Here is a 20,147-nt window from a genome sequence, read left to right as displayed (position 1 = left end):
AGAATCGCAATTCATGCTGATAGCACCAACCAAAAGAGCCGGGCTGTAGCCGAGCGCTGTGGTTATGAGTTCGAAGGAGAGCTCAGAAACGAACGTCTTACCACATCGGGAGAGCTGAGTAACACCGTTATTTACGCCAAAATTCGTCGCGACTAACACTCCAATCTAACCGAGCAATGCTAAGCTTTGATCTCAAGCTACCACCATTAACGTTAATTAAGTTTCAGATAAAACAAAGCCCGCTAAAATAGCGGGCTTTGTGTTCATATACGGGAAGTTACTAGTCTAGTTCAACCAGTTTTTTCTCGAACGACTGGTGTTGGTCTAACACGTCTTGCGCAGCACCACCCGTTGCTTTACTTACCACAATGATGGCAAGCGTAGAGAAGATGATGCCCGGTACGATTTCGTACACATCAAACCAACCGCCAGTTAGCTGCTTCCAAACTACGATAGTGATACCACCAACAAGAATACCTGCTAACGCGCCGTTACGGTTCATACCGCTCCAGTAAAGGCTAAGTACAACCGCAGGACCAAATGCCGCACCAAAACCAGCCCAAGCGTAAGATACAAGACCAAGTACTGAGCTATCAGGCGTCATCGCTAGGAATAGCGCAACAAGCGAAATAACGATAACACCGATACGACCAATCATTACGATTTCTTCAGAAGACGCTTCTGGCTTGAATACTTGCTTGTAGAAATCTTCTGCAAGCGCTGAAGATGAAACAAGGAGCTGTGAGTCAGCGGTACTCATTACCGCCGCTAGGATTGCTGCTAACAACATACCCGCAACGACAGGGTGGAATACTGCGTTAACCAATAGCATGAAGATCTTCTCGCCGTCTTCTAGTTGAGTACCCGGATGACCCGTAACCCAAACCAGACCAACAAGACCAACAAGCATTGCACCAACCATAGATAGTGCCGTCCAAATCACTGCGATACGACGTGCAGTCGTTAGATCTTTGTTTGAACGAGACGCTTTAAAACGCGCTAGGATGTGTGGCTGACCAAAGTAACCAAGGCCCCACGCCGCTAGAGAGATAATGGCAATCGCAGACAATGGTTCGCCTTTCGCGTCATTCCATAGCGTTGCAAGTTCTGGGTTGATGTCATGTAGATCAGAACTTAGCTGACCTAAACCACCGTCCATTACCGCTATAGGAACAATCATTAGCGCAGCCGCCATTAGAAGACCTTGCACTAAGTCAGTCCAAGATACCGCTAGGAAACCACCGAATAGTGTGTAAGAAACGACACACACCGTGCCGATGATAACAGCGTAGGTATAATCTAGACCGAATACCGTCTCAAACAGTTTGCCCCCTGCGACCAAACCTGAGCTGGTGTAGAAAAGGAAAAATAGAAGAATGAAAAACGCAGAGATTGTCTGAATCAGTTTCGACTTATCGTTGAAGCGACGTGACAGGAACTCTGGCAACGTTAGCGCGTCAGTTTGGATACTGTAGGTACGAAGGCGTTTTGCACTGATGAGCCAGTTTGCCCATGTACCAAGAAGTAGACCGCCGGCTAACCAGAAGGCCTCGATACCCGCAGCGTACGCATAGCCAGGCAAGCCTAGCAGCAGCCAACCACTCATGTCTGAAGCACCTGCAGATAATGCAGCAGGCCACGGACCTAGGCTACGGCCACCTAGGAAGTAGTCAGATGAATTGGAAGTCCTCTTATACGCGTAAACGCCAATAGCAACCATAATCAGTAAATACGCCACAAAAGTGGACGTGATAGCAAAGCTATTTTCTATCATTAGATAGTCCTCGTTATAATTATTTCCTTCCTTGCCTGCCCTGATATTTTACCGTCTCAGCAATACATCAGAGTATAAAAAACCAATCTGGACCGGCTCTCAGTCCAGTTACTCCAGATTGGCATTACAAGTCAGGTTAGTGAGTTTCGTTCCCCAACTCGAGTAGAGTTGCGTTACCACCCACCGCGGTAATATTTATCGTTCGAGTGCGCTCAGTAATGAAGCGCAACGAGAGATGAGGATCATGAGCCAATTTCGGTGACTCTAAATCCGTTTCAGAAACTAAGCCGACGATTGCACCGTCACGCTTAGCTAGTTGAAGATTGAGCGCATGCTCAATCTGTGAACGCCCAACATAACCCACACTACGTACATCGCTCTCAAGCAACGGGGCAGACGCATCGTACGCAACAACCTGGACTAAGTTAGATGGGAAGTTTGCCAACGCTACAGCTTGCTTAACCAATTGGTTTAGCTCTGCATTGTCACTGCAAACGACCACACTGTTGCCTGCAATTAAGGCACAGGTGATCATCGCAAAAGCACTGTATAACGCATTATCAGCAGGCTCGATGTTGTTTTCACAAATCACCAAAGCCACACCGCGTCCTGCGGCATACAGTTCGTTAGTTTCCCCTGTAGGGCCAACTAACTGGTGAGTTTTTGCAAGAAGAGCTGATGCTTGTTGCAAGTGGTAAGAAACCACCTTGGCAACGGTAGACTGCTGCCCTTCTAGTGCAGATTTAAATGCCAGAACATGCTCGCATTTGTAATCAAAATCAGTCAGATTCCACTGCTCCCACGCAGAGAATGCATCTTTAAAATAGGTGATCTGATGAACCATAATGCGACTCCTTATGCGTTTTCTGCTTGAGCAAGAAGATGTTGAGTAAAGCGGAATAGGTAGTGTGGACCACCAGCTTTCGGGCCAGTACCCGACAAGCCTTGACCACCAAACGGCTGTACACCAACCACAGCGCCAACTTGGTCTCGGTTGATGTAGCAGTTACCTACTCGAGCATGTTTCTCAATCCAACGGTACGTGGTTTCGTTACGGCTATGGATACCCATCGTCAATCCAAAACCCGTTTTGTTGATCTGCGCAACCACGTTCGGTAATTCAGACGCTTTAAAGCGAACAATGTGCAAGATTGGACCAAATTGTTCTTCTTTCAGCACATCGATGCCCGAGATTTCAAACGCACTTGGTGAGACAAAGTCACCATGCTGGCACGATTCATCCAGCTGTAGCTGAGCGACTTTAGTCTGTGTTTTGCTCATTTGCTCAAGGTGAGCGAGGAGTTTTTGTTTTGCATTGCTGTCGATAACCGGACCAACATCTGTTTTGTGTAGGTAAGGTAAACCAACATGCAGTTCATTCATCGCACCCTGAATCAGGTTGATCATACGGTCTGCTACATCTTCTTGTACAAATAGAACACGGAGGGCAGAACAACGCTGACCAGCAGATGCAAACGCCGAACGAATCACATCACGCACCACCTGCTCTGGCAATGCAGTACTGTCCACAATCATTGCGTTTTGGCCACCTGTTTCCGCAATAAACGGAACTGGTTTCGCGCTGCGCTCCGCGAGCGTAACGTTAATGCGTTGCGCCGTTGCCGTTGAGCCAGTGAATGCCACACCAGCAATAGCATCATGAGAAGTCAGTGCATGACCGATCTCAGCGCCGCGACCAGTAAGTAACTGAATCACACCTGCAGGGAAGCCAGCATCAAGCATTAGTTCAATAGCGCGAGCGGCAATTAAGCTTGTTTGCTCAGCAGGTTTTGCAACCACTGTGTTACCCGCAATCAGTGCTGCCGTCACCTGACCAAGGAAGATAGCCAACGGGAAGTTCCAAGGGCTAATACACACAAACACACCAAGACCTTCACGGCTAGAAATGCGTTTCACACCATCAAAGCCTTCTAGCTCAAATGGCTGTAGGTTTTGCGCTTGTTTCGCGTAATAACGACAGAAATCCACTGCTTCACGAACTTCATCAATGCTATCGTGAATCGTTTTACCCGCTTCTTTGTGACAAATCGCCACCAGCTCAGCCAGATTTTCTTCCATTAAGTCAGCAAGCTTTTCTAAACAAGCCGCTTTTTGCTCAACAGGAACACCTTTCCAATCAGAGAAAGCACTTTGCGCCGCATCAATTGCAGCGGAAACGTGATCAAGAGTTGCAAATGCCACTTTGCCGACTTCAATTCGGCGATCGTATGGTGCGGTGATGATCTCAGCCGCATTTTCCTTGATCATGCTTTCGGCAAAGCGTTCACCATTGATCATCGGGCCTGCAACCCACTGGTTGTCCATGAAGCTTTCGACCTGAGCTTCAAATGGCTTCGCTTCACTGTCGATGTCAATGTTGACGCCGTATGAGTTCTTACGCTCAGGGAAAATATCGGCAGGCAATGGAATTTTGTCGTTGTGTAGCGTGTCAAAACCCGTCAACACATCCACAGGGTGATGGGTCAACTCATAAATCGGACAACGCGCATCAACTAGACGGTGTACAAACGAGCTGTTCGCACCATTTTCAAGCAGACGACGAACCAAGTACGGAAGAAGATCAGCATGGCTACCGACAGGAGCATAAATACGTACTGGCTGACCGTACATTTTCATAACATGGTTATACAGTGAATCACCCATACCATGCAGGCGCTGGAACTCGTATTCTTTGTGCTCCGCCATGACAGCAATTGCCGTCACCGTGTGAGCATTGTGGCTTGCAAATTGTGGGTAGATATTACCGCGAACCCCTTCGCTAAGTAGGAAACGAGCACAAGCTAGGTATGCAACGTCCGTCGCTTCTTTGCGAGTGTATACTGGGTAATTTGCATAACCCGCTTGTTGAGACCACTTGATTTCGCTGTCCCAGTACGCGCCTTTAACCAAACGCAGAGGAATAACGTCACCTTGCTCTTTTGCGAGTGCATTTAGCCACACCAAGACTGGTAGCGCACGTTTTGAGTAGGCTTGAATAACCAAACCAAACTTGCCCCAACCTTTCACAAGATCGCTACGGTACACTTTCTCAAATAGCTTCAGAGAAAGCTCAAGGCGATCCGCCTCTTCTGCATCGATTGTGATTGCAACGTCGACTTCAATAGCACGTTTTAGTAGTTGCATTAGTGAGTCATACAACTCTGTCATTACACGTTCTTCATTTGCGACTTCGTAGCGCGGATGTAATGCAGAAAGCTTGATGGAAATCGAAGGCGCTGGACTGGTGTCATTGCCGTAAGTTTCTCGACCTACCGCTTCGATCGCCATTAGGTAATCTTTGAAGTACTTGTTCGCGTCCGCTGTAGTTAACGCCGCCTCACCTAACATATCAAATGAGTAGGTGAAACCTTTGTCGCGCATTGGACGACCGTTCTTTTGCGCTTCTTCGATCGTACGACCACGAACAAACTGGTGACCCATGATCTTCATTGCCTGATACATGGCTTTACGAATCACAGGCTCAGAGAATTTATTTACCAGACGGTTTACAGCCTGACCTGGGCTCTGGGTGCCTTGCTCACCAAGACCAACCACTTTACCTGTTAGCATGAGGCCCCATGTTGATGCGTTAACAAACACAGAGTCAGAGTTTTTCAGGTGAGATTTCCAGTCTGCGACACTCAACTTATCTTTAATCAAAGAATCTGCTGTCGCGGCATCTGGGATGCGCATTAATGCTTCTGCAAGACACATCAGCAAGATACCTTCTTGAGTATCTAAGCTGTATTCCAGCAATAAAGCATCAATCATCTGGATTGACTTCTTATCGGCACGAATGGCTTCGATAAGGTGGGTCGTTTGGGTAGTGATCGCCGATTTTTCATCCTCTGTCGGCGTCGCTAGTGGCAATAGTTGCTCTAGCCATTGAGACTCGTCCACCATATATAATGGCGAGATCAGTGACCACAACTTATCAAGCGGCTGCCCGATAAATTCCGGTGTCAACACGTTCGTAGCTGTAAACATGTGTGTTCCTCAATCTCACTCCTCGAAAACCGCTTCGAGGATTATCAATGGCTGGCAGTGTATTTTGAGGCCGATAAGAATACTTGTCAAAAACTACGACATTTTTGCCAAAAACTCGCTTTTATAACAAAACATCCACATAGTCACATTCAAATAGGTAATATTTTGTGTTGTAAATTTTAATTTTTTCATTGCATTCACAACAAAATATCAAGAATATCAATAAGATTTTTGTGAAGAGCTCGTTCTAAGAGAAAATGTAGGATCAAGTGGCATATCAACCACTGCAAAGAACAGAGAATTTAAAAAAACGAGAGATAGGTCACGTGAATAAAACATAAAAAAACCATGCATAGTGCATGGCTTCATTCTGATTGATGATTATTTGACCTAAAAAAACGCGTTGTTATCCAACTTGTTTTTTATAACGGGAAGGTGATATTCCCTGTAAGCGAGTAAAAGTATGAGTAAAAGTACTCTGGCTTGAGAAGCCAGTAAACTCGGCAATTTGCCCTAAAGAAAGGTGCCCTTGCTCGATTAATTCACGAGCCATGTCGATTCGCTTTCCGAGAACATATTGATGAGGTGTAATCCCCATCTGCTCTTTAAACAAGCAATGGAACTGACTTTCCCCAAGAAACACTCGCCCGGCCAATTGAGCCACACTAATCTTATGACTCAGGTGCTGCTCAATGTAACGATCAATCGCCTCCAAATCAAAGCGCGACTCTTTTCGACTGGTCTCAAATGCCGAGATATGGCGCTGCATTAACGCAATCACAGTGTCGTTACACGCACGACTTAACAGCAGGTCATCCGGATGGTTTCGCATTTCCTGAACCAACATCTGTATCAGCTTCTGAATTTGACTATCTAACTGGAAGTAGACATGGTCTCTCTCCAGGTTATTGATTTTTTGAAGCATTTCGGGATCATCATTTGTCGGTTTGGGCATATTCAGCACCAAAATATCCGATTGATTGATGACGCCACCGAAAGCATGATCAGAGCATGCGGTAACCACACAACCTTGACCAGGGCCGACAAGATTACCTCGCCCGCGCACTTCAAATTCGGCTTGCCCTTTTAAACCAATCACGATCTGCGTATAAGAATGATCGTGGCAATCCATATAAGACGGAAGTGTGATCAGCTCCGCCGGCTTTGGCAACATAATCTCTTGATATGAAAGGATTTTTTGGTTATCTGAATCACTCATTTTAAACAGTCGTCTTTACACGGTCAGCTTACGTCTTCGCATCATATACCTTCTTTGTTGGGTTGCAACTTTTACCCAACTCAATCGACAAGATCAAATCAGCATGATCAAGTTCATTTACATGATCATAGTTCCGGAACGATGATCATGCGAGGTTAATTTACGGTCAGTGAGCAACCAATTTTATTAACAAAAACGGATAGATAGGCAACACCTTACGTATACATAATCAATCAATGTAAAGATCCTTATTACCGAACAATCCGTTATTTTGTAAAACATCGTGCTCCATATTAGATAGGTCGTCCCTGAAACGGATCGAAACCCACGCTTAAACTCAACATAGAGGGATTTCCCCCCTTACTAATATGCTTCTGATTCAATACATTAGTTATCGAGCTTTAAGATGCATACGATCTAAAGCTCTCGGTATCTCATTGATACCTCTAACTTACTTAGCAGACCCTCGCTAGGTAATTTAGAACCTCTTCTACACGTCGACAAGATTATATCTTGTGTTGCCAGCCCGTCTTCAGGCTGGCTTTTTTTTCGCTTCTCAACAATGAAAACAATGGCATAAGCTGATATCATAGCTTTTGTCTCACTGTCCCTCTCCTATGCTTAGGTGCTGCTCTTTCACTCACAAGTGATATGAACGTCAACCACATTACAACTGAGTTGTAGGAAGCATGATCAAGGACGATACGAGTTGTAAGCCGAACATTAGGCGGACATCCGTGAGCGCACATATCTGTAATGAAACAGACCATTTTCCCAATTAAACTCTTCGTTCCATTTCGTCGTTGTCTATGACTACCTGACGAAAACATCGAACACCATGAATTTAATTGGATTGAGCGCCAATCAACGAACGTGTTCTAGCAACGTAACTGCCTACTTGGCAACATCAATACGAGCCATGTAACACGGACGTCTCTGTATTGGTAAAAGCAGTATGTAGTGAGTCCTTTTGTGAATATTTCAGTCGATACCATAGAACAATCCCTCCTTAAACAGCTACCAGGTTGTTGGGGATGCAAAGATAAAGATTCGGTATTCCTATACGTAAACCAGGAATACGCAGAACTGTTAGGGCACACGTCGCCCGAGGAGTGCTTGGGTAAAACTGATTTTGATATGGCCAGCCCAACCACTGAATGCGCGCAAGAATTTCAACGCCAAGATAAACACGTTCTCGAAACTGGCGAGTCACTAAAAATTCTGGATATCCACCCTTATCCAGATGGCCGCTGGCGAGCACATATATTTACTAAAACACCGTGGCGAGATGACAAAGGCGACATCGTAGGCACCATTTTCTACGGAAGAGAACTCACCGACACCGCCGTGATTGAAGTCGGGTATTGGGTTTGTCGTGCAATCAGTACCAACCCAAATCAACAATCCATCTTTCGTTTTTCTGACTTACAACCAAAACCAGAGAAGCTCACATGCCGCGAGCAAGAAACACTTTTCCTCTTGCTCTATGGCAAAAAGCCTCAATTTATCTCTCAGGTCATGGGCATATCAACAAAAACCGTTGAAGGTCACGTCGCACGCTTACGTAATAAGTTTGCAGCGAACAGCAAGAACGAGCTAATAGATAAAGCAATGGAAGCAGGCTACGGCTCTGTTGTACCCAAAACGCTGCTTAAGCATCAATTATCGGTTGTGTTGAATGGAGAGCGATAATTCGCATCGCTTCTACCTACAAAAACACCGCCCCAATTCGGCGGTGTTTGTTTATTCATGAGGGACCATAAGCCTATGGCGCTAAACGATCAATGTCCCAACTTCCATCATGCTGGGAGAAAAGAAAACGATCGTGAAGGCGATGTTCGCCACCTTGCCAAAATTCGATGCTCTTTGGTTTTACGCGAAAGCCACCCCAAAAGGTTGGTACTGGTATTTCACCCTTAGCAAACTTCTGTTTTAGCTCTAAAAACTTACCTTCCAACACACCTCTGGCAGAAATACGGCTACTTTGTTTGCTCGCGATTGCGGCCAACTGGCTCTCTTTGGGACGAGAAGTAAAGTATTTCATATTCTCTACGGCGGTAAGCTTTTCAGCCACACCAGTAATATGAACTTGGCGCTCTAACGGATGCCAAGGGAAGTGCAAACTAATATTGCTGTTATGCTCTAGCTGCTGGGCCTTGCGACTGCCTAGGTTGGTGTAAAACACAAAACCATCTTTGTCGACGTTTTTCAATAGAACAATGCGTTGAAACGGCATGCCATTTTCATCAACCGTTGCAACTGTCATCGCAGTCGGGTCCGTTAAACCCGCTTCAACTGCTTGCTCTAGCCACAGATTAAATTGATCAATAGGATCAGCTTTCAAATCTTTACGACGCAGCCCACCTTTGGTGTACTCACGACGAATATCAGCAAGTTCCATCTTTACTCCTTCACTCGTTTTTGTCGATTGTGCTCCCGATACTGAGGAAATACAAGGACATCATTGTGCTTGTTATCGTTGCCGCTCACAGCATCACAGTGCGTCATTTGATACCATGACACAAAAAACCAGTGAGCTGATCGTGAACTTACTCAACCCCAAAGCCCTACGTCATTTTTTACTGCTACTGTGTGCCGTTGGCATTTCAGGGCTTGCGCTTACTCATCATTACGCAACTCAATACCAACATGATCAATGGCAACAAAAGCTAGAGAGACAAGCCGCGCAAGTATCACAAGAAGTGGACTACGAACTGGCAAAGTTTGAACAGATACCAAACCTATTAAGTCACGACCCAAGACTACTCAAAGCAGTCGAGCGCGGAACGCCCTCTCAAGAGCTCAACCTACTGTTATCAGATTGGTTGAAGCAAAGTTTGGCCGATACGATTTACGTTCATGACCGCACCGGGTTAGTCATTGCCTCAAGTAACTTTCAGCAAGAAGATACGTTTGTTGGCTCTAGTTTTAGCTATCGCCCCTATTTTAAAAATGCGCGACGCGGTGAGCCCGCTCAATACGTTGGATTAGGCGTGCGCTCGAATAAACGTGGGTACTTCTTCTCATCTCCGCTGTGGGTAAATGAGGAAGTCGTTGGCGTGATAACAGTAAAAGTGAATTTGGAGCAATTAGAACAGCGCCTTTCGCAAACCACGACTGACGTACTCATTACAGATAAACACAATGTCGTGTTTATGAGCAATTTACCAGACTGGCGCTATCGTGCACTTTTCCCACTGTCATCGAGCGCAATAAATGAACTTACTGAAACGCGTCAATATGGCGATACCTTACCCGAATATTTTGGTGAGTTAACGGCACACAGTGGTGTCACGGAGTTTGATGACAATCAATTGCTTCTATCACCGAATTACCTCGCATACGCAACACACTTATTGGATAAAGGGTTTCGCGTAGTTGCCTTAATTAACCACAACAGCGTTCTTGCCGCCGTTTTACAGGCCGATATCGTCTTCCTGATCTTATATGCGCTCATTGCTCTAATTGCGTTAGCGTGGTTCCAAACCCTAGTTAACAAAGCGCGCCTTGCTCATCTCAATGTGAGCCTAGAAGAAAAAGTAGTGCAACGGACACTAGTTCTGAGTGAAGCCAACCAAAAGCTACAACAGACCATCCGCCAATATGAACAAAGCCAACAAGAGCTTAAACAAACACAACAAGAGCTGACGCAAGCCGCGAAATTGGCACTGTTGGGCGAGCTATCAGCCAGTATTAATCATGAGATAAATCAGCCACTTTCCGCACTAAGAACCTATACCGAAAACTCGCAGCGTTTGTTGGCAATGGAAAAATACCCAATGGTCGCCGACAATTTGGGCAAAATGCTGACACTTAATGACACCATTTCGGAAGTCATTGCCCGCTTAAAAGTCTTTACTCGGAAAGCCACGCACGATTCACACAATGAAATCTCAGTACTGCACGACGCGGTACATACTGCCACCAGCATTTTGAGCAACAAGCTTATTAAGCAAGGAGTAACACTAAAAGTTCCGGCCATCGACTATGATGTGAAGCTGGCCATTCACAGCGTTGAATTAGAACAAGTGCTGATAAACCTCTTCCACAACGCCGCACAAGCGATGGAAAACCACTGTATCGATCCGCAAATATCCATTGCTGTTCAGTGTCATGATGACAGTTGCGACATTCTTGTTTCCGATAACGGGCCTGGCATGTCGGACGAAGCCCTAGCAAAAATCTTTGATCCATTTTTTACGACTAAGCCAGAGGGCTTAGGATTAGGTTTGACCATCTCCAAACGCATTTTAGAGAGCTATCACGGCTCCCTCTGTGCCTATAAACATCAGAACACAGAACAACAAGCAGGAGGCATGACCTTTATCGTGACGCTACCAATAGTCAATCAGAATAAACGTACTCCAGAAGTGGAAAACGACCATGAATAACTCAGTTTTCTTTGTTGATGACGAACCACACATTCGTGATGCCGTGTCTCAAGCCCTGCTGATTGAAGGGATAGACGTCACCTGCTTACCAAACGCAGTAGAAGCCTTACGCGTAATCGACTCAAATACGCCTGCGATTATCATTACCGATATCCATATGCCCGTGATGGATGGCTTGGAGTTTATGCGAACTTTGCGAAGCAAAAACGATCACTTTCAATTCATCGTACTTACTGGACATGGAGATGTGAAAACCGCGGTAGATGCGATGAAAAGCGGCGCGTACGACTTTCTAGAAAAACCGTTTTCAACGGAACAGCTCATGAAATCGCTCAACAATGCCAGCGATAAACTGAACTTGTTGCAAGAAAACATCTGGCTTAAGAAAGAGCTCGACATGCAAACTCATGTTGGTCCGAAAATGATTGGTCACAGTAAGGCCATGGTGAGCATTCGTCGCGCCTTGATCAGTGCGCCCACAAGCCAGCCGCTCATTTTTGTAGGTCAAGATGGTACGGGTCGGCGACTCGCTGCACAATTTGCCCACGATATACATGCAACACCGGATAGTGAGCTAATCGCCGCTTCTGGTGAAGACCTCTATGAGCTTTCATTAGAAGCGCTCGACAAAGCCATACACCGCTTAAGTGAAGGAAAACGCCACTGCAGTTTGTACTTACATAGCGCAGAGCATGTATCATTTGAGCAATGGGAATACTTATTCAAGCACCCAAAACTTGAGCGTGTTTTTGGCGCGACCACCCAAGCCGAGCCACCTCTAAAATCCCTGGCGACTCTAATTCACTTACCGACGCTCGATGAAAGAAAGGAAGATATAGGGCCTTTATACAAGCACTTTGTGCGCCACACCGCGAGTCGATATCAGTTACAGCCGCCACATATCAGCCTAGAAGAGGTCAAACACCTCACCAGTCTCGAATGGCCAGAAAACGTTAAGCAGCTACGCCAATTTGCTGAACTTCGTGCCCTCAAGCCAGATACTTTTAGAATGGAAGATTGGAACAGTGAGAAAAGTCTTGAAATTCAGAGTATGACTCAGCGCACAGAATACTTTGAATATTGCTTGTTATTCGATGCATTGCAAAGACATCGCGGCAGACTCAAAGAGGTTCAACTAGAATTACAGGTATCACGCAAAACCTTGTACGACAAACTAAAAAAACATCAGTTGGATAAAGCCAAGTTCAAGGCGTAATAGCTATACTCCGGCGCTAATTATGCTTTTGTTTGATTTAGAAAGTGTAAGAAAGCTCATTTGAAGAGAGAATAACCCTCTTCTCATATTTTATTAGCCGAGCATGCTGACATGATCGGTTAATAATAATAAGATCAAAAAGATAATCCGTAATTATATAAGCAGGGACTGTGATGAGCCGAGATAACTACAACAAACTCAACGATGAAGAGTTGGATTTTGTTGATGACAAAACTGCAGCATTGCTCCTCAATACCCCCAACAGCGCGCGTTTTATGCTCTGGGTTATGGTGCTATTTTTCATTGCAGCAATAGGTTGGGCATCTTGGGCTGAAATCGACAAAGTCACGGTTGGTCAAGGCAAAGTGATTCCCTCCTCACAGATACAAGTAGTCCAAAACTTAGAAGGTGGCTTAGTCAAAGAAATCTTGGTCAAAGAAGGCCAGTTGGTTGAAAAAGGCCAACAGTTACTGCTTATCGACGACACCCGCTTTCGCTCAGATTTTCGTGAACGTGAGCAACAAGTTGCCAACCTTACCGCATCTGTGCTGCAACTATCCGCTTCTATTAACAGTGTTGCCGTTAATCGTGATTTTGAAACGGAAAACTGGCGTCAAAGTGTACTACTTGATTACGGTAAACTGACCTTCCCACCAACCTTGGAAGAGACTCGACCTCAACTCACACAGCGTCAAAAAGCAGAATATCGCGAAGATCTAGATAATTTACGCAACCAACTTTCTGTTATTGACCAACAAGTGCAGCAAAAGCAGCAGGACTTGGTAGAGATCCAAGCACGAGTAAGGAACTTGCGTCAAAGCTACCAATACGCGAAAAAAGAACTCGATATCACCAAACCTTTGGCAGACGAGGGCGTTGTTCCTCGTATTGAACTGCTCAAATTACAGCGCCAAGTCAACGATACCCGTCGTGAAATGACGTCCAGTGAGCTCAAGATTCCCGTATTGCAATCAGCGATTCGAGAATCCATGCTCAACCGTATTGATGTTGCACTCAAATTCCGCTCTGAACAGCAAGAGAAACTCAACAGCGCCCAAGACCAGTTATCTGCTTTGGTTGAATCAGCGGTGGGCTTGGAAGATAGAGTAAACCGAACGGTTGTGAATTCGCCAGTAACAGGCAAAATCAAAACACTGAACATCAATACTGTCGGTGGTGTTATCCAACCTGGTATAGATATCGTCGAGATCGTACCAACAGAAGACACACTATTGGTAGAGGCGAAAATTGCGCCAAAAGACATCGCATTTTTACGCCCAGATCTTCATGCTATCGTGAAATTTACAGCTTACGACTTCACAAAGTACGGCGGTTTAGAGGGAGAGTTGGAACATATCAGCGCGGATACCACTCAAGATGAAGAAGGCAACAGCTTCTACATTGTTCGTGTACGCACCGAAAAAACAAACTTTGGTCAAGATGCAGATTTACCAATCATTCCAGGAATGACAGCATCGGTCGATATCATCACAGGGAAGCGAACCGTTTTGGAATATCTACTTAAACCGATTTTAAGTGCCAAAACGAACGCCTTGAAGGAGTAAACCACATTAAGATACTCGCGATAGGGAGTATTGAGCGATAAGTGATTAAATAAAAAGCACTTATTTCTCACTGACGAACTCTCTAGAAGAGTATACTTGTGATACGAGTCGAATATGCGATCCAATTTGCAGCGTAAAGTTACATTATTAATCAGCTTAAGTTGTTTGTCGTTCCAACTTGGTGCGCTGAACAGTAAAGAACAACGATGGGTCAATACGGTCACAGCGGTGTACGGCGAACGTGCGGGATTGCGCGTAAATACATGGCGAAAGAACCTCGACTTATTTAAACAATTAGAGACTCATGAACAGCTCGCTGGCGTTAACGACTTTTTTAATCAGCTGTATTTCGTTGACGACATAAAACTGTGGGGAAAGACAGATTATTGGGCTACGCCACTCGAATTTTTAGGGAGTAACGCAGGAGACTGTGAAGATTTCACTATTGCTAAGTACTTCTCTTTACTCGAGCTAGGAATACCAGATTCAAAGATGCGTTTAATATACGTAAAAGCCATCGAACTGAATCAGTTTCACATGGTATTAGCTTACTACCCTACCCCAAGTTCTGAGCCGCTCATTCTCGATAATATCAATCCTGACATTGTCCGAGCCTCTAAGCGTAGCGACTTGCTACCGATATACAGTTTTAATGGTACAAACCTGTGGTTGATGAAGTCATCTGCTAGCACTGGAGAGCTAGCAGGGAAAGCATCACGGTTGAGCCTTTGGAATGACTTACGCTCGCGCGAACGTAAGTTGCAGTTAAATAAACCTAAAATTAACTATGACGAGTGAGAAACATGACCCTATATAAGAAGCTTGTGGTGGGGATGGTTACGGTCTTTATACTCTTGTTGGCATCAGTATTCGTAATCCAATTCAACACGACTCGAGACAGCTTGGAGCAACAGCAACGTTCAGAGGTCAACAACACTATTAACACCGTAGGTTTGGCACTGGCTCCTTACCTAAAGGACAAAGATAAAGTCGCGGTTGAGTCCGTGATTAATGCTCTATTTGACGGCAGCACCTACTCCGTTGTTCGTCTTACAGCATTAGATTCTGACTACCAGATCGTGCGTACTTACCCAGTTAAACCAAGTACGGTGCCACAATGGTTTATCGACATGAATCTATTTAAAGCGATTCACGATAAGCGTGTTGTGACCAGTGGTTGGATGCAGCTCGCCGAAGTAGAAATCATTAGTCACCCAGGCGCAGCTTACGAGCAGCTCTGGCAAGGTTTTATTGGCTTGCTGTCTGTATTCAGTGTTATTTTTCTAGCTGGTTTAGTGGCAATTTCATACATCCTACGTCGCTCGCTAAAACCATTAACGGCCATCGTAAATAAAATGCATGAAATCGCGAATAACCAATTTGGTGAACCGCTTGCTCGTCCAAGAACCAAAGATCTTATCGCGGTGGTAGATGGCATTAACATGATGTCTGCTCAAATCGAGCTATCATTCAAAGAGCAAGCCAAAGAGGCGCAACGTCTGCGTGCTCAGGCTTACCTCGATCCTATATCTAAATTGGGTAACCGCTCATTCTACATCAACCAAATCGACCAATGGCTTGCAGAGCAAACGCAAGGGGGTATCGCGCTACTCCATGCTGAATACATTGGGGACATTTACGAGACCAAAGATTACCAACGCGCAGATGCCCACGTTAAAGAACTGTCTCAACGTTTGAAAAACACCATTGATGTACCGGGTGCCACTATTGCTCGCTTGTCTAGTGATGAGTTCGGCTTGCTTTTCCCTCATATGGATGAGAGCGAGTTACGCATTTTATCGGACAGCATCGTCAATTGTGTGAACGGCCTAAATACTGACCCAACAGGCTTAGCAAAACCTAAAGCGTCACTAGGGGTTGCACACAGCAAAGATCAGAAAACGCGTTCTGAAATCCTCTCGATGGTGGACAACGCACTATCGAAAGCCAAAGCGCAACCAGACAAGCCATACGGCTTCATTGGCAGTGATACACCTTCTAGTTTGATGGGTAAACAGCAATGGAAAGCGTTGGTTGAAGAAGCCATTCATAGTGATTGGGTTAAATTCCGTTTCCAAGCTGCGAAAAACACATGGGGTAAAGTATTCCACAACGAAGTATTTTCAAGCATCGAAAAAGATGGTGAAACGTATCGTGCGAATCAATACCTATTCGCACTAGAACAGTTAGACGCCACCAACATCTTTGACCAGTATGTCATTGAATCAATGATTAAGATGCTAGAAAATGGTGAACTTAATGACCCAGTCGCGATTAACATCGCGCAAAGCAGCTTGTCTCAACCATCGTTTATTCGCTGGACAACTAGCATGCTAGAGAAACACGCCAAAGTGGCCTCTAAGCTACATTTTGAAATTCCAGAGGAATGCTTTATCGATCAGCCTCACCACACAGCACTGTTATGTAATGCCATTCGCCAATCAGGTGCTGAGTTCGGCGTAGATAACTACGGACGTAACTTCCAATCTTTGGAATACATCCAAGAGTTCCGCCCGAACTATGTGAAGCTCGATTACCTATTCACACACAACTTGCACGACGAAAAACAGAAATTCACGCTAACGTCGATCTCTCGTACTGCCCACAACCTTGGTATTACGACTATCGCATCGCGTATCGAAACTCAGATCCAGTTGGATTTCCTCACTGAACATTTTGTTGAGGTATTCCAAGGATTCATCGTCGACAAGGAATAAAAAGGTTTATCAACGATGAAAGACCCTTTACTGAATTCGCTCATCTACGTTAGCCGTTACTATGGGTTAGCTAACTCGCCAGAAGCGCTAGTCAACGGACTACCGCTATCTGACGGTAAACTGACCCCATTTTTGCTACCAAGAGCAGCGGAAAGGGCCGGATTGGTTGCCAAGGAAAACCGCGCAGAGCTGGAGAGCATCTCCAGCCTAATTCTGCCGGCAATCTTAGTTCTTAAAGGCGGTGACTCTTGCGTTCTCAACAGCATCAATATGGAGAAACGCGAGGCCGAAGTCACCACCCTAGAAAGTGGAATGGTGCCGATCTCTATTCCATTAGAAGACCTACTTGAGCAATACACTGGTCGGTACTTTTTAGTTAAAAAGCAATTCCGTTTCGATGAGCGCTCTCCCGAAGTGCTCAAAACCAACGAAGGCCACTGGTTCTGGTCAACCTTGTGGCAGTCAAAACGCATCTACCGTGATGTTTTAATCGCATCACTTCTCATCAACCTCTTTGCGGTTGCCGCTCCGCTATTCACTCGCTTGGTGTACGACAAAGTGGTTCCGAATCTTGCGTTTGAAACCCTATGGGTACTAGCAAGTGGCATCTTTGTCGTGTTCCTGTTCGACTTCATTCTCAAGTCGCTGAGAAATTACTTCATTGATGTGGCGGGCAAGAAGTCTGACATTCTGATTTCATCCAAACTGTTCAGCAAAGTGATGGGGATTAGAATGGAATCGAAGCCGCCTTCGGTCGGTGCCTTCGCTCGCCATTTACAAGAATTCGAATCTATTCGAGAGTTTTTTACTTCAGCGACCGTCAGTGCTCTCATTGATTTGCCTTTTGCCATTCTGTTCTTAGTGATTATATGGCTAATGGCTGGCGATCTTGTGTATGTTCCAATGGTGGGCGTGGTCATTTTGATTATTCATTCGCTACTGATACAAGGGCCGCTGCGCCGCTCCATTGAGGAGGGTTCACGCCTAGCATCGCAAAAATATGCCAATTTGATAGAGAGCTTGGCTGGGTTAGAAACCGTAAAAATGCTCAGTGCGCAAAGCCAATTCCAATACCGCTGGGAAGAGGCAGTTGCACACATGGCGAACTGGAATATAAAAAGCCGCCGAATTACGGATAGCATTCAAAACGCAGCAGGTTTTGTGCAGCAAAGTAGTAACGTAGGGATGATCATCCTAGGCGTTTACTTGATTGCAGAGGGCGACTTAACCATGGGTGGTTTGATTGCCGCAACCATGCTTAGCGGCCGCGCGATTGGTCCTTTGGTTCAGTTATCCTTACTCTCTACGCGCTACAACCAAGCGAAGTCTTCTATGACAATTATCAATCAAGTCATGGAAATGCCGGATGAACAAGAAGAAGGTAAACGTTACATTCACCGTCCAATAGTACAAGGCAAAATTGAACTTGAACGCGTGACCTTCCACTACCCAGATTCACCGGTGGCGTCGATTCGAGATTTGAGCTTGACCATTAGCCCAGGCGAAAAAGTAGCGATCATAGGCCGTATCGGTTCGGGTAAAACCACGTTAGAGCGTCTCATCATGGGCTTGTATCAGCCGACGGAAGGTCATGTTCGCATTGATGATACCGACATCGCACAGCTGCATCATGTCGACATTCGCCGTAATATTGGTTGTGTGCCGCAAGATTCGAATCTGTTCTTTGGTTCTATCCGCGACAACATTACGCTAGGCCGCCCATTAACCGATGACCGTGACGTACTAGACGCAGCGAATCGTGCCGGTGTTACTGCGTTTACGCAATCTGACCCAGCGGGCTTAGAACGCCAAGTTGGTGAAGGTGGTGCAATGCTTTCGGGGGGTCAACGTCAAGCAGTCACGATCGCTCGTGCATTTTTGGGTCGTCCTCCTGTTCTACTAATGGATGAACCAACCAGTGCGATGGATAATCGCTCAGAGATGCACATTAAACATCAATTAGCACAGTTGAAACCTAGTGAAACGCTGATTCTGATTACGCACAAAACGTCTATGCTCGACATCGTTGATCGCGTAATTGTGATGGAGAAAGGCAGCATCATCGCAGATGGCCCTAAAGCGCAAGTGCTGAACGATTTGAAACAAGGCAAAGTGCGTGCGGTTAGCTAGCCTGAATTCACATTGATAAAAGACAAGGGCCCCGTTTAACTTGTGTTTAACGGGGCTTATTTTATTGGGAGCCCGAGATAATTAAGTTCTTCAAGCGCGACCCAAACGAGTACAAGGCCAACAATCACGAATAAAATCATAATCGCCTTTTCATCTTCTTCCATTTTTCAACGCCCTAAAAGCTATTTCAATTAATACACCTTAGGTTATCAGGACAAAAGTCATATTCAGCTCGTTTATGAGGAACTAGCATCATAGAATGTCGGATATGGGATACAGCTCAAAGATTGCTCTATTCAAAATCACGTCAGCTTTGGTTGAATATAAGTAATAAAGCCAAAGAGTTCGCAATGCTCACTAAGTCTTTGATTAACCAATATAGTACTCTGTGGTACCTCAACACAGAGACAAATGGTGTAAAGAAAAATTGTGATTACTTACAGCAAAAAATCAGCTATAAAAGCCGCTTTCTAGATATCGTCGAGATGAAGAAATGAATGATTGGATCCAATTAGAGCAAGTGAGCCAGTATTTCACTACGGGCTCCCTCGGTTACAAACTATTGATGGGCATTTTTGTCCTGATCGCGTATCGCATCCTGAAGAGGATTGTAAATAGAGCCATCCTAAATTTGGCAACAACGAAAGGTGTAAAAAAGGCTCGTTTGAGTTTTATTCAGCGCTGTTTCAATGTCGCGCTGCTATTTTTGACCGCCTCTATTTTTGCCATTATCACAGGTATTGGCTATGGCGATGTGTCTTTGTTCCTATCGTCCATTTTTGCCGTATTAGGTGTGGCGTTTATTGCGCAGTGGTCAATTCTGAGCAACATCACTGCCAGCTTTTTGATCTTTTTTGTCTTCCCATACCGAGTGGGTGACCGAATTAAAGTCGTAGACAAAGATGAAGACATCTGCGGTGAGATTCAAGAAATCAGCATGTTTCACGTGTTAATTAAGCACGACAACGGTAACTTGATCACTTACCCAAACAACCAGATTTTGCAAAAAGCAGTGCTAAAGCTGGCAAAAAACAAGCCAGAGCCAAGTAAAGCAAAATCTCGGATTTATACTCGCAGAAAGAAATAACCCACTAAAAAGCCGATGTATCTACATCGGCTTTTTTAATGCACTTCTTTTTAAGTTTTAG

At 45.2% G+C, this 20,147-nt stretch carries 13 protein-coding genes and 1 pseudogene; 9 read left to right on the top strand and 5 right to left on the bottom strand.

The window, feature by feature from the left end:
- Window positions 1-156: pseudogene (locus R7041_RS08925) on the top strand (GNAT family protein); the annotation flags it as partial.
- A 124-nt stretch (window positions 157-280) separates the two neighbouring features.
- On the opposite strand, the gene putP reads toward R7041_RS08925, so the two are convergent.
- The 4 genes from putP to R7041_RS08905 all read right to left on the bottom strand — a co-directional run bounded on the left by putP (window position 281) and on the right by R7041_RS08905 (window position 6,980).
- Window positions 281-1,774, bottom strand: coding sequence for a sodium/proline symporter PutP (gene putP, locus R7041_RS08920; protein ID WP_005374582.1), 1,494 nt, complete (start codon window positions 1,772-1,774; stop codon window positions 281-283).
- 136 nt (window positions 1,775-1,910) lie between these two features.
- Window positions 1,911-2,618, bottom strand: coding sequence for a 1-pyrroline-5-carboxylate dehydrogenase (locus tag R7041_RS08915; RefSeq protein ID WP_186585569.1), 708 nt, complete (start codon window positions 2,616-2,618; stop codon window positions 1,911-1,913).
- Window positions 2,619-2,629: 11 nt separating this feature from the next.
- A complete protein-coding gene (gene putA / locus R7041_RS08910) occupies window positions 2,630-5,761 on the bottom strand; it encodes a bifunctional proline dehydrogenase/L-glutamate gamma-semialdehyde dehydrogenase PutA (RefSeq protein WP_206949179.1) in 3,132 nt (1,043 codons plus the stop codon).
- Window positions 5,762-6,167: 406 nt separating this feature from the next.
- The gene (locus tag R7041_RS08905) at window positions 6,168-6,980 is read right to left on the bottom strand and encodes an AraC family transcriptional regulator (RefSeq protein ID WP_025768702.1); all 813 of its coding nucleotides are present in this window, start codon (window positions 6,978-6,980) and stop codon (window positions 6,168-6,170) included.
- A 972-nt stretch (window positions 6,981-7,952) separates the two neighbouring features.
- On the opposite strand from R7041_RS08905, the gene R7041_RS08900 reads away from it, so the two are divergent.
- Window positions 7,953-8,672, top strand: coding sequence for a PAS domain-containing protein (locus R7041_RS08900; RefSeq protein ID WP_017820063.1), 720 nt, complete (start codon window positions 7,953-7,955; stop codon window positions 8,670-8,672).
- Window positions 8,673-8,745: 73 nt separating this feature from the next.
- On the opposite strand, the gene pdxH is transcribed toward R7041_RS08900, so the two are convergent.
- Window positions 8,746-9,381 (bottom strand): pyridoxamine 5'-phosphate oxidase, encoded by a 636-nt coding sequence (gene pdxH, locus R7041_RS08895; RefSeq protein WP_005374570.1) that lies wholly within the window; start codon window positions 9,379-9,381, stop codon window positions 8,746-8,748.
- A gap of 115 nt (window positions 9,382-9,496) precedes the next feature.
- On the opposite strand from pdxH, the gene R7041_RS08890 reads away from it, so the two are divergent.
- The 7 genes from R7041_RS08890 (at window position 9,497) to R7041_RS08860 (ending at window position 20,086) form a co-directional block, all read left to right on the top strand.
- Window positions 9,497-11,371: a sensor histidine kinase gene (locus R7041_RS08890; RefSeq protein WP_064369551.1), complete on the top strand. Its 1,875-nt coding sequence runs from the start codon at window positions 9,497-9,499 to the stop codon at window positions 11,369-11,371.
- A complete protein-coding gene (locus R7041_RS08885; RefSeq protein ID WP_005374563.1) occupies window positions 11,364-12,587 on the top strand; it encodes a sigma-54-dependent transcriptional regulator in 1,224 nt (407 codons plus the stop codon). Before R7041_RS08890 ends, R7041_RS08885 begins: the two co-directional genes overlap by 8 nt.
- 173 nt (window positions 12,588-12,760) lie before the next feature.
- A complete protein-coding gene (locus R7041_RS08880; RefSeq protein WP_318114777.1) occupies window positions 12,761-14,152 on the top strand; it encodes an HlyD family type I secretion periplasmic adaptor subunit in 1,392 nt (463 codons plus the stop codon).
- Between the two features lie 114 nt (window positions 14,153-14,266).
- Window positions 14,267-14,950: a transglutaminase-like cysteine peptidase gene (locus R7041_RS08875; protein WP_005374561.1), complete on the top strand. Its 684-nt coding sequence runs from the start codon at window positions 14,267-14,269 to the stop codon at window positions 14,948-14,950.
- Window positions 14,951-14,955: 5 nt separating this feature from the next.
- Entirely contained in the window at window positions 14,956-16,869 is a 1,914-nt protein-coding gene (locus tag R7041_RS08870; protein WP_005374560.1) for an EAL domain-containing protein, read from the top strand.
- 15 nt (window positions 16,870-16,884) lie between these two features.
- The gene (locus R7041_RS08865) at window positions 16,885-18,999 is read left to right on the top strand and encodes a type I secretion system permease/ATPase (protein WP_206949180.1); all 2,115 of its coding nucleotides are present in this window, start codon (window positions 16,885-16,887) and stop codon (window positions 18,997-18,999) included.
- Window positions 19,000-19,492: 493 nt separating this feature from the next.
- Complete coding sequence (locus tag R7041_RS08860; RefSeq protein WP_017820061.1) at window positions 19,493-20,086, top strand: mechanosensitive ion channel family protein; 594 nt, start codon at window positions 19,493-19,495, stop codon at window positions 20,084-20,086.
- Window positions 20,087-20,147 lie beyond the last annotated feature (61 nt).

Origin of the sequence: Vibrio sp. 1751, assembly GCF_033339895.1 — a bacterium.
Lineage (GTDB): Bacteria > Pseudomonadota > Gammaproteobacteria > Enterobacterales > Vibrionaceae > Vibrio > Vibrio alginolyticus.
This window is presented reverse-complemented; position numbering and strand designations above follow the sequence as displayed.